The organism is Streptomyces sp. NPDC048420, assembly GCF_040651535.1.
GTDB lineage: Bacteria > Actinomycetota > Actinomycetes > Streptomycetales > Streptomycetaceae > Streptomyces.
In genome coordinates, this window is the sequence record NZ_JBEZKG010000007.1 from 198,537 (window position 1) to 210,454 (window position 11,918).

Consider the following 11,918-nt stretch of genomic DNA (forward strand, 5'->3'; position numbering starts at 1 on the left):
CCCATGGCCACGAAGCGTCCGGCTCCCTTCCGGTCTCTGGCGGTGCGCAACTTCCGGCTCTTCGTGCTGGGCCAGGTGGTCTCCGCCGCGGGCACCTGGATGATGGTCACGGCCCAGGACTGGCTGGTCCTCGCCCTGACCGGGGACTCCGGGACGGCCCTCGGCCTGGTGACGGCCCTGCAGTTCACCCCGCTGCTGCTGTTCACCCTGTACGGCGGCCGCCTCGCCGACCGCTACGACAAGCGGCTGCTGCTCATGGTCGCCAACACGGCCGCGGGCCTCCTCGCGCTGGTCTCGGCGCTTCTGGTGCTGACGGGCTCGGCCCGGCTCTGGCACATCTGTCTCCTCGCGGGGTGTCTCGGTTGCGTCAACGCGGTCGAGGTGCCCGCCCGCATGGCGTTCGTCGTCGAGCTGGTGGGTGCCGACCTGCTGCCCAACGCCTCAGCGCTGAGCGCCGCCTACTTCAACACGGCCCGCATGGCCGGGCCCGCGGTGGCGGGGGTGCTGATCGCCGGGTTCGGGGTCGGTCCGGTCATGCTGATCAACGCGTTCAGCTATCTGGCCACGGTGACGGCGCTACGTCTCATGCGCCCCGCGGAGTTCATCCGTACCCGGCGGCCCGCTCGCGCGGCCAGGGTGATCGACGGTCTGCGTCATGTGCGCGGCCGTCCGGATCTGCTGGTACCGCTCTTCCTGGTGGCGGCGATCGGCCTGTTCGGCTTCAACTTCCAGCTCACTCTGCCGCTGCTCGCCAAGGCGGTCTTCCACGCGGACGCCTCGGCGTTCGGTCTGCTCAGCTCCGCGTTCGCGGCGGGTTCCCTGCTCGGCGCGTTCGCCACCACCGCGCGCAGCGGACGTCCGGCGGCCAGGACGGTCATCGCCTCCGCGGCGGCCTTCGGGGTGCTGGAGACGGTGGCCGGCTGGTCCCCCGACTACGTGAGCGCCGCCGTGCTGGTCGGACTGACCGGGTTCGCCGGCATCTACTTCGTCCAAGCCGCCAACCACCGCGTCCAGTTGGGCAGCGACCCGGCGTACCGCGGCCGGGTGATGGCTCTCTACACCCTGATCCTGCAAGGCCTCACCCCGCTGGGCGCGCTGCTGGTCGGCTGGCTCAGCATGCGCGCCGGTGCCCGCTCGGGCCTGTACCTGGGAGGGCTCGCCTCCCTCGCGGCGGCACTCGCCGCGGCGGCCCCTTCCGTGCTCCGCCGACGCCGGGACGCGGCGCTGCCCGGTGGGTCCGCGGTGACCAGTCCTCAGCTCCATCACGACAGAAAGGACGTTCATGACCACGGCTGACCTTCCGGCTCCGGCCGGACTCGACCGGCTCCGGGATCTGGCGGCACTTCGCCTTCTCCCCGCCGAGGCACGTGTGCAGGCCATCGCTCACCACATGTGCCTGGAGCTCAAGCAGCTGCTCGCGGTGCCGCCGGCACACCGCCTCTCGCCCGGCCTGCCGCTGGGCGCCCAGGGTCTCGACGCGCTCGACGCACTGCGCCTGGAGGGCGCGATCCGCGGCGCTCTGGGTACGGAGGTGCCCGCCGAGGTCCTGCGGGCGAGCACCCTCGACGAGCTGGCCGCGCTCCTTGCCCGGTGACCCGGGTCCGTACCGCACACCAGGCATCCGTCCACCGCTGTCAGAGAAGGAGAACCGCAGATGGCGCTCGCGACATCCGACGAACTCGGCGGCCGACTCGATGAGTTGGCCGCACGCAAAGCACTCGCCCGGGACGGCGAGAACCCCGCGGCGACCGAACGGCAGCACGCCAAGGGCAAGTTGACGGCCCACGAGCGCATCGCGCTGCTGCTGGACAAGGGAAGCTTCAGCGAGGTCGAACAGCTGCGCCGACACCGGGCGACCGGGTTCGGCCTGGAGGCCAGGAAGCCGTACGGCGACGGCGTCGTCACCGGCTGGGGCACGGTGGAGGGCCGTACGGTCTTCGTCTACGCCCATGACTTCCGGATCTTCGGCGGCGCGCTGGGCGAGGCCCACGCCACGAAGATCCACAAGATCATGGACATGGCCATCGCGGCCGGCGCGCCCCTGGTGTCCCTGAACGACGGTGCGGGCGCCCGTATCCAGGAGGGTGTCTCGGCTCTCGCGGGCTACGGCGGCATCTTCCAGCGCAACACCAAGGCCTCCGGCGTCATCCCGCAGATCTCGGTGATGCTCGGCCCGTGCGCGGGCGGCGCGGCCTACAGCCCCGCCCTGACCGACTTCGTCTTCATGGTCCGCGAGACCTCGCAGATGTTCATCACCGGACCGGACGTCGTCAAGGCGGTCACCGGCGAGGAGATCACCCAGAACGGCCTCGGCGGCGCCGACGTGCACGCCGAGACCTCCGGTGTCTGCCACTTCGCCTACGACGACGAGGAGACGTGCCTCGCCGAGGTGCGCTACCTGCTGTCGATGCTCCCGCAGAACAACCGGGAACTGCCGCCCACCGCCGCCACCGGTGACCCCGCCGACCGCCGCTGCGACAGCCTGCTGGACCTGGTGCCGACCGACGGCAGCCGTTCGTACGACATGCGCTCCGTCGTCGAGGAGATCGTGGACGACAGTGAGTTCATGGAGGTGCATGCGGACTGGGCCCAGAACATCGTGTGTGGTCTCGCCCGCGTCGACGGTCACACCGTCGGGATCGTCGCCAACCAGCCGGCCGCCATGGCGGGCGTCCTCGACATCAGGGCCAGTGAGAAGGGGGCGCGGTTCGTCCAGTTCTGCGACGCCTTCAACATTCCGCTGGTCACGCTGATCGACGTACCCGGGTTCCTGCCGGGCGTGGACCAGGAACACGACGGCATCATCCGGCGGGGCGCGAAACTGCTGTACGCGTACTGCAACGCGACGGTGCCGCGGGTCTCGGTGGTGCTGCGCAAGGCGTACGGAGGCGCGTACATCGTGATGGACTCACGCTCCATCGGCGCGGACATCGCCCTGGCCTGGCCGACGAACGAGATCGCGGTGATGGGCGCGGAGGGTGCCGCCAACGTGGTGTTCCGGCGCGAGATCGCGGCCTCGGACGACCCGGAGGCCACCCGCCGGGAAAAGATCGAGCAGTACCGGCGTGAGCTGGTCCACCCCTACTACGCGGCGGAACGAGGTCTGGTCGACGACGTCATCGACCCGGGTGAGACCCGGGACGTCCTCGCCCGCTCGCTCGCCATGCTGCTCAGCAAGCACACGGATCTGCCGAGCCGCAAGCACGGCAACCCGCCCCAGTGAGCCGAGGAGGAACGATGTCAGCACCCCAATCCCCCACCGAGGCACCGCTGTTCCGGCTCGTGGAGGGCTCGGCGACGCCCGAGGAGCTCGCCGCCCTGACCGCGGTGCTGCTGTCCCGCTCCCTCGCGGCGGGTATCGCACCGGACGACCGGGCGCGCCGGGCGCAGACGGTGGCCCGGTGGCGGCGGCCCGAACGCACGACGGGCTTCGAGGGCCCGCGCAGCTGGCGCAGCGCCCTGTGACCACGGGGCCGGCACCCCGAAGGGCCGCGGAGTCCGGCACGACTCCGCGGCCCTTCGGCGCTTCCCGCCCGGCTATCTCCCGGCGGAGCCGGGAGCCGGGTCCCGCAGCACCGTACGGAAACCGGGTTCGATGCCGCCGATCGCGCGCACCGCGCTCACCGCGTCCACGGCATACAGGTGTGCGGCCGGCACCGACCGCATCGCGACCTGCCAGTCACCGGTGCCGAGCAGCGCCACCGCGCCGACGTGCCCCACACACAGCGGCACATTCCCCACCAGCCACCCGGCAGGCCGTCGGGCGGGCTCGGCCTCGCCCAGGTAGTCGAGGGCGGGCGCCCTGGTCAGCCCGGTGCCCAAGCCCTTCAGATACGCCTCCTTGCGCGTCCACAGCCGGCCGAAGGCCGCCGCTCGCGCGTGGTCGGGCAGCGACAGGAACTCCTCGCGTTCGGCGGGATGCAACGCCGGGAGGCAGGCCTCCACCGTGGCGGCCGTCGGGATGCGCTGCACGTCGGCGCCCACTCGGGCGCGGGCGACGGCCGCGAGCGCCAGGCCGTGACTGTGCGAGAGCGAGAACTGCGGTGCTCCGGGCACTCGCAGCACCCTGGGCCGTCCGTACCGACGCCCGTCACCGCGATGGTGTTCGCCTCCGAGCACGAGGCCGGCGGGCTCGATGCCGGTGTACAGCGCGAGAACACGGCGCAGCCCCACGTGTGCCGCCAGGTACATGCGGCGGTCCACCGGATGGCGGAAGGACGCGGCACGCTGTCGCTCGTACGCGTCGAGCTCGCGGTCCGGAACGTCGCGCGCGGACTCGGGAGGCGGCAGCAGCCATACGTCCAGTGCCGCCGGGTCGGCTCCGAACGGGCCCCACGAGGACGCGAAAGCCGCTGCCGGGGCGGGGGAACCCTGGCAGCGGCCGACCGGCGAAGGAACGATCACTCGCCCGTCGCGCGGGTGTGCACCACGCGGTAGGTGTTCTCGTCCTGCCAGGTCTGCAGGGACCGGACCCGGGAGTCGACCTTCTGACGGTCCGGCACGCGCTCCGACTGCGGCACGGCGCGGTGGGCGTCGTACGCCTCCTTGTTGTCCCACTGGGAGTACACCACCACGAACTTGCCCTCGACACCGCGGGCCCGCAGACCGCGCAGAACCGTGTGGGTGCGGTAGCCGGGGACGTCGAGCAGGTACCGCTGCGAAGCGCCCAGGGCGTCGACCAGCTCCTCCTGGTCGGCCTCCGCCACACCGAACAGCTCGATGGCCGTGTAGTCGTCGCGCGTCGGGGAAATCTCCGTCACGCCGTCGAGCGCCGGCTTCTGCTGGGTGAACGCGATCTCGTTCTGCAGGAGCCGGATCGAGGTGGTGATCTCGCCGAACAGCGGCAGCGTGCGGTGCTTGAACTCCTCGCCCGCGTAGCGGGTCTCCAGGTCCTCGGTGCTGCGCCACTGAATGAAGTTGGCCGTGCCGTACTTGTCCTGGCCCGCGTGGACCGTGCTGGAGATCCAACCTTCGTAGGCGGCGGCGTCGACGATCTCACGCATCGCGGCGAGCAGCTTCTCCTGCTTCTCCGCGGTGTCGGTCGTGAACAGGTTGAGGACCGTCAGATGCTGGCCATCGGCTGCGATCTTCGGCATTCTCTCGTCTCCTTCATCGGCGGAAAGTGCGCTACGGAAGAAGCATGACAAGCCGTAAGGACGAATTGAAGAGCTGAAATTTCAACTTTTGGGGCAGCTCTGCCAAGAACCGGAGAAGGCCGTCACGGGTTTTCTCGGTATCGGTCAGGAATCTGAAAAGAAGTCTTGGCGACCGGAGGAAAAGACGCGCATGCTCGGGTAATGGATTCAGGACAGGAAAAAACTGAGGCAGGAGCTCTCCTGAGCCGGTATCTCATTTCTCTCGACGATGAGGATATCGACGACGCGTGGGCCCGTGCGCTCTTCGCGGAGGACGCACGGATCGAGTTCCCGATGAGCCGGCACGAGGGCATCGACGGCCTCGCCGCGTTCCACCTGGGCTCGCGCCGGGCCTTCGCCGCGACACAGCATCTGGGATCTTCGGTGGTCGTCGAAGCCGGGGCCGACGACGACCACGCCGTCCTGCGTGCCAACGTCCTCGCCACCCACGTCCATCACCCCGGCGCGGCGGACGACCCGCTGTTCCAGGCAGGCACCCTCGCGACCGCGCAGGCCCGCCGGACCAGCGAGGGCTGGCGGCTCTCCTCGCTGTCCCTGCGCGTGCTGTGGACCCGTGGTTCGGCGCCCGCGCCCCAGGGGGCACGGTGAGCGAGCTGGCCGCGGCGAACCCGCAGGAGATGAAGGTGGCCGTGATGCTGGCCGACATCGCCCTGGTGCTGGTCGCCGGGGCCCTGCTGGGCCGGCTGGCGCGACGGCTGCGCCAGCCCGCGGTGGTGGGCGAGATCACCGCCGGGATCCTGCTCGGTCCCAGTCTCCTCGGCCTGCTCCCAGGGGATCTGACCGAGCGTCTGTTCCCCGTCGACGTCCGGCCGTTGCTGTCGGCGGTCTCCCAAGTCGGCCTCGTGCTCTTCATGTTCCTCGTGGGCTGGGAGTTCGAGCGGCGGCTGATCCGGCCGCACGCCGGGCTCGCGGCCGGGATCTCGGTGTCCTCGATCGCGGTGGCCTTCGGCCTGGGATTCGCCCTGGCCGTGGTGCTCCACCCCCACCACTCGACGGTGGCCGGACACGAGATCCCCTTCAGCGCGTTCGCCACGTTCCTCGGTACGGCCATGTCGATCACAGCGTTCCCGGTACTGGCCCGGATCCTCTCGGAGAACAACCTCCTGGGCACCCGCGTCGGTTCGCTGTCCCTGGCCAGCGCCGCCATCGACGACGTACTCGCCTGGTGTCTGCTGGCCTATGTCTCCGCGCTGGTGGCCTCGGACGGCGACTACGCCGACCTGGCCCGGATCGGCGCGCTGAGCCTGGCCTACGTGGCTCTGATGGTGCTGGTCGTCCGGCCGCTGGCGGCACGCCTGACCTGGCGTCTGGCCGCGGCCGAACGATGGACGCTGCTCCTGTCGCTCCTCTGCGCGGGCGCCCTGGCGTCGGCCTGGCTGACGACGTGGATCGGCATCCACGCCATCTTCGGAGCGTTCTTCTTCGGCCTCGTCATGCCCCGCGAGCCGGCCACCCTGCTGGTCCAGCACGTCCGTCGGCCCGTCGACAACGTGAGCACCGTGCTGCTCCCGGTCTTCTTCATCGTCACCGGGCTCGGAGTGGACCTCGGCGCCCTGACCGGCGGCGATGTCGTGGCCCTCATCGCGATCATCGCGGTGGCCTGCGCGGGCAAGCTCATCGGCGCGGTGGTGCCGGCTCGGCTCGCGGGGATGTCCTGGCGGGACACCAGAGACCTCGGGCTGCTGATGAACACCCGCGGCCTGACCGAACTGATCATTCTCAACGCAGCCGTCAGCCTGGGCGTCCTCGACGGACGCATGTTCACCATGCTGGTGGTCATGGCCCTGGTCACGACCGCCATGGCGGGCCCGCTGCTCAGCCGCCGTCCCGCTCCCGGCCAGGACCGGGACGACTCGGCGCCGACACCCGTCGAACCCGCTGCCGACCTCGACCGGCTGCGCACCTGATGAGAGGGACGCCATGACCACCGCTCCGCACACCGCCTCCCGCCCGGACGCGTCGATCGACGGACGCGCGCTACGCACTGTGTGCGGGAGTTTCGCCACCGGTGTCACCGTCATCACCTCCGGCACCGGTGACGACGCCGCGGGCACCACCGTGAACTCCTTCACCTCGGTGTCCCTGGACCCGGCGCTGGTACTGATATGCCTGCACGAGAACTCCCGGCTGCTGCCGGTGATCCGCAGCTCAGGCGGGTTCGTCGTGAACTTCCTGACCCGTCGTCAGGAGCCGGTGGCCTGGGCGTTCGCGGGCAGGAACACCGCCCGCCTGGCCGAGACCCCGCACCACAGGACCGGCAACGGCCTCCCGGTCCTGAGCGACGCCCTCGGGCATCTGGAGTGCCGGGTGGCCACCGAGTACGAAGGCGGTGACCACAGCATCCTCCTGGGGCAGGTCGTCGGGCTCGGCGCACCGGCCGATCAGGAGGACCCGCTGCTCTTCTTCCAGGGGGCCATGCGGGAACTCGGCGAGCCCGTGCCGGCGCACGGGCGCTGACCGCGCGCGGCGGGCAGGTCAGCGCGAGACGGTCTCGTTGTCCGCCTCGTCGAACGCCCGCCGCGCTTCCTCCACGGAGGACAGATGACCGGCCGACCACTCGGCGAGCGAGGCGAACAGCGGGGCCAGGCTCAGGCCGAGCTCGCTGATCCGGTACTCGACACGGGGCGGCACCTCCAGGTAGTGCGTACGCACGACCAGGCCGTCCCGCTCGAGCTGGCGCAGCCGTTGCGTCAGCACCTTGGGCGTGATGGAGCCGATGTTGCGGTGCAGTTCGACGAAGCGCTGAACACCGCGGGCGTGCAGTGTCCACAGGATTGGCGTGGTCCAGCGGCTGAACACGATGTCCACGACCGGGGCGATCGGGCACGCCTGCTCCGCCGCGGGTGCTCCCTGGGGGCTCCTCAGCACGATGGTCACCTCTTGGATAGTCGCTTTCCTCTAGGTACCCACTCTATCGGGGATGGTAGCTTCCCGGCATCCACATGCGCCGGGCCCGCGCCGCCCCTGTGACCGCCGAACTCACCTCACTCTCCTGGGAGTTGTATGTCCATGTCCGACGCGGCCCGCGGCACCGTCGTAGCCCTGACCGCCGCCACCGAGGCGTTCCTGACCGAGAATCAGCACCTGGGAACCCTGACGACCATCAGGGAGAACGGGACGCCGCACGTCGCACCCGTGCGGTTCACCTGGGACCAACAGGCGGGCCTGGTGCGGGTCATGACCACCGTCACGCGCCAGAAGGCGCGCAACCTGCTGGGCGCGGGCGGCGCCCGTGCCGCCGTGTGCCAGGTGGCCGGAGGGGACTGGATCACGCTGGAGGGGGCGGCCGTCGTCTCCACCGATCCGGAGCGGCTCAGGGAAGGGATCCGCCGGTACACCAGGCGTTACTGGGCGCCGCCCCCGCAACCCCCGGGCCTGGCCGTCATCGAGATCACCGTCGATCGCGTACTGGGCCTGCGCTGAACCCGTTCCGCGCAACCTCTTTGCGAACTTGTCAGTTTCCTGTATCTGCAGCCGTTCATCTTCCGCGATAGTCCCGGAATACTGGTGGAAACGCCACTGGGAGAGGGAATTATGGACGCGTACAACGCCGATGTGATTGTTGCCGGTACAGGTCCCTCAGGGCTCATGCTCGCCGGGGAGCTGCGCCTTCAGGGAATATCCGTCATCGCTCTCGACCGGCTCGTGGAACCGATGCAGCAGTCCCGCGCTCTCGGTTTCTCGGCCCGCACCCTCGAAGAATTCGGGCAGCGTGGACTGCTCGGTGAATTCGGGGAGATGGAATCCATGCCCGGCGGCCATTTCGGGGGGATTCCGCTCGACTACACCATCGTCGAGGGCGGCAATTTCGGCGTACGTGGCGTACCGCAGTCCCGCACCGAGGCGATCCTCAGCAAGTGGGCCGTGGGCCTGGGCGCCGACGTACGCCGGGGACACGAGGTCGTCGGACTGGCGCAGGACGAGGACGGCGTCAGCGTCGAGGTCACCGGCCCCGCGGGCGGCGAGACGCTCCGCGCCCGCTACCTGGTGGGCTGTGACGGAGCCCGCAGCACCGTGCGCCGCCTGACCGGCATCGACTTCCCCGGCGTCAGCGCCACCATCGAGATGAAGATGGCCGATGTCGCCGGTGTCCCGGTGCGTCTGCGTCCGACCGGCGAGGTCAGCGAGGCGGGCATGGTGGTCGTGCTCCCGCTCGGCCCGCACGCCACCCGGGTCGTGGTCTTCGAGCGCGGCGCCGGCGTCCGGCCGACCCAGGAACCGCCGACCTTCGACGAGGTGGCAGCCTCCTTCCAGCGGGTGACCGGCGAGGACATCAGCACGGCCACGCCGCTGTGGACCAGCTGCTTCACCGACGCCAGCCGGCAGGCGGCCGAGTACCGCAAGGGCCGGGTGTTCCTCGCCGGCGACGCGGCCCACATCCACATGCCGATCGGGGCGCAGGGCATCAGCGCCGGCGTCGGCGACGTCATCAACCTCGGCTGGAAGCTGGCAGCGCAGATCAAGGGGCACGCCCCCGAGGGTCTGCTCGACACCTACCACGCCGAGCGGCACCCGGTCGGTGCCCGCGTCATCACCAACACCCTGACGCAGCGCACCCTCTACCTCGGTGGCCCCGAAGCCCAGCCGCTGCGCGACCTGTTCGGTGAGCTGGTGCGGATCGAGGCGGTCCGGCACCACCTCGTCGGTCTCGTCACCGGCCTGGACATCACCTACGGCGCAGCCCCCGGCGGCCACCCCCTGCTCGGCCGCCGGCTTCCGGAGCAGGATCTGCTGTCCGGCGACACCAAGACCACCACGTTCGAACTCCTGCACTCCGGCCGGCCGGTCCTGCTCGACATGTTCGACGACGCGCGGCTGCGTGAGGTCGCGAACGCCTGGGCGGACCGGGTCGACATCGTGACCGCCCGCCGCCCGGAGGAGGGCGCCCCGGCGGCCAACCTCCTGGTGCGTCCCGACGGTTACGTCGCCTGGGCGAGCCCCGCGGGGTCCGTCGACGGCCTGACGGACGCCCTCGCGCAGTGGTTCGGAGAGCCCCGCGCCTGAGGCATCGGCCAAGGACACCGTGAGAACTAGGCAGAAGGAGAGTGCTGTCTTGCCCACCAAGGCCGAGACACAGAGCGAGGCCCGCGCGGCCGGTGACGCGACCCAGACCGACGTCCTCATCCTGGGATCGGGCCTGGCGGGCTCGATCATGGGCTCGATCCTGGCGCGACAGGGTGTCGACGTCACGCTGATCGACGCCGGCCAGCACCCGCGGTTCGCGGTCGGCGAGTCGCAGAACCCGCAGCTTGTCGAATGGCTGCACATCCTGGCCGTCCGCTACGACGTGCCCGAGATCAAGCACATGCTCGACATCAAGGCGATCACCGAGCACATGGGACCGCACCACGGTCGCAAGCAGAGCTTCGGGTTCGTGACGCACCGCGAGAACCGTGAGCCGGATCCTCGTGAGGCGACCATGTTCGTCATCCCGAAGATGCTGACCGAGGCCATCCATCTGTACCGGCAGGACACGGACTCGTACTACCTGAACGTCGCGGCCAAGTACGGCTGCACGATCCGGCAGAACTGGTTGGCGACGGACCTGGACTTCGACGACGACGGTGTCACCGTCACCGGGAAGAACGGTGAGGTCTTCCGCGCCAGGTACCTGATCGACGCGAGCGGTTTCCGCTCCCCGCTGGCGCAGAAGTTCGACCTGCGGGAGAGCCCGTCCCGGCTCAAGCACCACGCACGCTCGATGTTCACCCACTACGTGGGCATCAAGCCGTACGACGACGTGTGCAACTACCCCGAGGCGCTGCGTCCGCCGGCCGACTCCCCCTTCCACGGTGGCACGCTGCACCACAACATCGAGCGCGGCTGGTTCTGGATCATCCCGTTCGACAACTACAAGGACTCCAAGAACCCGGTCTGCAGCGTCGGGCTGACCCTCGACGAGCGGCTGTACCCGAAGTCGAAGGACATGACTCCGGAGCAGGAGTTCCAGTACTTCCTCGACAAGTACCCGGCGGTGAAGCGGCAGTTCGAGGGTGCCAGCCGGATCCGCGAGTGGGTCAGCACCCCCGACCGCATTCAGTACTCGTCCAAGCAGACCGTGGGCGACCGCTGGTGCCTGATGTCGCACGCCGCGGGCTTCGTCGACCCGCTGTACTCGCGTGGTCTGTCCAACACCTTCGAGGTCGTGGACGCCCTCGCCTGGCGTCTTCTGGACGCCCTGCGCGACGACGAGTTCTCCGCGGAGCGCTTCGAGTACGTCGAGCGCCTGGAGCAGGGGCTCCTCGACCACAACGACAAGATCGTCAACAGCTCGTACATCGCCTTCAGCCACTTCCGGCTGTGGAACGCCGTGTTCCGCGTCTGGGCCTGCTTCACCACGCCCGCCACGATGCGCCAGATCCGGGCACGCCGTCTCTTCGAGACGGACGGCGACGACCGCCACTTCAAGGAGTTGGAGAACTCCCCCTACACGGGTCTGTGGTGGCCGGACAGCCCCGCCTTCAAGCACCTCTTCGAGCTCACCGCCGAGACCTGTGAGCGTTACGAGGCGGGGGAGATCGACGGCGACAAGGCCGCGGACATCGTCTTCGAGGCGATACGCGCGTGCGAGTCGGTCAACACGCCCTTCGGCTGGAAGGGTCCCGAGGATCTCCGCTTCTTCCGGGCCACCACCCCCACCATGATGCGGTTCATGGGGTGGGCGATCACCTCCGGTCCCCAGGAGATGCGCGACCTGGGCCGCTCGTTCCTGGCCGGCGCCGTCAAGCAGGGCCTGCGCGGCCGCAAAGTCTCCTGACCCTC

At 69.7% G+C, this 11,918-nt stretch carries 13 protein-coding genes; 10 read left to right on the forward strand and 3 right to left on the reverse strand.

Annotated features, from left to right (window positions below; all coding sequences use genetic code 11):
• The first annotated feature begins 3 nt into the window (after positions 1-3).
• Genes AB0D34_RS14425 through AB0D34_RS14440 form a run of 4 tightly spaced genes read left to right on the forward strand, consistent with a single transcriptional unit; the run spans position 4 to position 3,465 of the window.
• Complete coding sequence (locus AB0D34_RS14425; protein ID WP_362661289.1) at positions 4-1,296, forward strand: MFS transporter; 1,293 nt, start codon at positions 4-6, stop codon at positions 1,294-1,296.
• Positions 1,283-1,594, forward strand: coding sequence for an acyl carrier protein (locus tag AB0D34_RS14430; RefSeq protein ID WP_362661290.1), 312 nt, complete (start codon positions 1,283-1,285; stop codon positions 1,592-1,594). Before AB0D34_RS14425 ends, AB0D34_RS14430 begins: the two co-directional genes overlap by 14 nt.
• 60 nt (positions 1,595-1,654) lie before the next feature.
• Positions 1,655-3,223 (forward strand): acyl-CoA carboxylase subunit beta, encoded by a 1,569-nt coding sequence (locus tag AB0D34_RS14435; protein ID WP_362661292.1) that lies wholly within the window; start codon positions 1,655-1,657, stop codon positions 3,221-3,223.
• A 14-nt stretch (positions 3,224-3,237) separates the two neighbouring features.
• Positions 3,238-3,465, forward strand: a complete 228-nt coding sequence (locus AB0D34_RS14440) for an acyl-CoA carboxylase subunit epsilon (protein ID WP_362661294.1) — start codon at positions 3,238-3,240, stop codon at positions 3,463-3,465.
• A 72-nt stretch (positions 3,466-3,537) separates the two neighbouring features.
• On the opposite strand, the gene AB0D34_RS14445 is transcribed toward AB0D34_RS14440, so the two are convergent.
• On the reverse strand, positions 3,538-4,404 hold the full coding sequence (locus AB0D34_RS14445; protein ID WP_362661296.1) for a 4'-phosphopantetheinyl transferase superfamily protein: 867 nt from the start codon (positions 4,402-4,404) through the stop codon (positions 3,538-3,540).
• The gene (locus AB0D34_RS14450) at positions 4,401-5,096 is read right to left on the reverse strand and encodes an antibiotic biosynthesis monooxygenase family protein (protein WP_362661298.1); all 696 of its coding nucleotides are present in this window, start codon (positions 5,094-5,096) and stop codon (positions 4,401-4,403) included. Before AB0D34_RS14450 ends, AB0D34_RS14445 begins: the two co-directional genes overlap by 4 nt.
• A 201-nt stretch (positions 5,097-5,297) precedes the next feature.
• Here AB0D34_RS14450 and AB0D34_RS14455 point away from each other — a divergent pair, with 201 nt between their 5' ends.
• Genes AB0D34_RS14455 through AB0D34_RS14465 form a run of 3 tightly spaced genes read left to right on the forward strand, consistent with a single transcriptional unit; the run spans position 5,298 to position 7,613 of the window.
• Positions 5,298-5,744 (forward strand): nuclear transport factor 2 family protein, encoded by a 447-nt coding sequence (locus tag AB0D34_RS14455; protein ID WP_362661300.1) that lies wholly within the window; start codon positions 5,298-5,300, stop codon positions 5,742-5,744.
• On the forward strand, positions 5,741-7,063 hold the full coding sequence (locus AB0D34_RS14460; RefSeq protein ID WP_362661302.1) for a cation:proton antiporter: 1,323 nt from the start codon (positions 5,741-5,743) through the stop codon (positions 7,061-7,063). Before AB0D34_RS14455 ends, AB0D34_RS14460 begins: the two co-directional genes overlap by 4 nt.
• Positions 7,064-7,076: 13 nt before the next feature.
• Positions 7,077-7,613 carry a flavin reductase family protein gene (locus tag AB0D34_RS14465; RefSeq protein ID WP_362661304.1) on the forward strand — a complete coding sequence of 179 codons (537 nt, stop codon included), beginning with the start codon at positions 7,077-7,079 and terminating at the stop codon, positions 7,611-7,613.
• An 18-nt stretch (positions 7,614-7,631) separates the two neighbouring features.
• Here the strand turns inward: AB0D34_RS14465 and AB0D34_RS14470 are convergent, their stop codons facing one another.
• Complete coding sequence (locus AB0D34_RS14470) at positions 7,632-8,033, reverse strand: helix-turn-helix domain-containing protein (RefSeq protein ID WP_362661306.1); 402 nt, start codon at positions 8,031-8,033, stop codon at positions 7,632-7,634.
• A gap of 126 nt (positions 8,034-8,159) precedes the next feature.
• Here AB0D34_RS14470 and AB0D34_RS14475 point away from each other — a divergent pair, with 126 nt between their 5' ends.
• From AB0D34_RS14475 to AB0D34_RS14485, 3 genes are all read left to right on the forward strand, one after another.
• Positions 8,160-8,579, forward strand: coding sequence for a pyridoxamine 5'-phosphate oxidase family protein (locus AB0D34_RS14475; protein WP_362661308.1), 420 nt, complete (start codon positions 8,160-8,162; stop codon positions 8,577-8,579).
• A gap of 111 nt (positions 8,580-8,690) precedes the next feature.
• The gene (locus AB0D34_RS14480; protein ID WP_362661310.1) at positions 8,691-10,160 is read left to right on the forward strand and encodes an FAD-dependent monooxygenase; all 1,470 of its coding nucleotides are present in this window, start codon (positions 8,691-8,693) and stop codon (positions 10,158-10,160) included.
• Between the two features lie 49 nt (positions 10,161-10,209).
• Positions 10,210-11,913 (forward strand): tryptophan 7-halogenase, encoded by a 1,704-nt coding sequence (locus tag AB0D34_RS14485; RefSeq protein WP_362661312.1) that lies wholly within the window; start codon positions 10,210-10,212, stop codon positions 11,911-11,913.
• The last annotated feature ends 5 nt before the right edge of the window (positions 11,914-11,918 follow it).

Bases quoted from the DNA above. Each gene is read 5' to 3' on its own strand.
- AB0D34_RS14475 (WP_362661308.1), top strand. From the start codon at position 8,160: ATGTCCATGTCCGACGCGGCCCGCGGCACCGTCGTAGCCCTGACCGCC.
- AB0D34_RS14465 (WP_362661304.1), top strand. From the start codon at position 7,077: ATGACCACCGCTCCGCACACCGCCTCCCGCCCGGACGCGTCGATCGAC.
- AB0D34_RS14440 (WP_362661294.1), top strand. From the start codon at position 3,238: ATGTCAGCACCCCAATCCCCCACCGAGGCACCGCTGTTCCGGCTCGTG.
- AB0D34_RS14425 (WP_362661289.1), top strand. From the start codon at position 4: ATGGCCACGAAGCGTCCGGCTCCCTTCCGGTCTCTGGCGGTGCGCAAC.
- AB0D34_RS14435 (WP_362661292.1), top strand. From the start codon at position 1,655: ATGGCGCTCGCGACATCCGACGAACTCGGCGGCCGACTCGATGAGTTG.
- AB0D34_RS14455 (WP_362661300.1), top strand. From the start codon at position 5,298: ATGGATTCAGGACAGGAAAAAACTGAGGCAGGAGCTCTCCTGAGCCGG.
- AB0D34_RS14450 (WP_362661298.1), bottom strand. From the start codon at position 5,096: ATGCCGAAGATCGCAGCCGATGGCCAGCATCTGACGGTCCTCAACCTG.
- AB0D34_RS14480 (WP_362661310.1), top strand. From the start codon at position 8,691: ATGGACGCGTACAACGCCGATGTGATTGTTGCCGGTACAGGTCCCTCA.
- AB0D34_RS14430 (WP_362661290.1), top strand. From the start codon at position 1,283: ATGACCACGGCTGACCTTCCGGCTCCGGCCGGACTCGACCGGCTCCGG.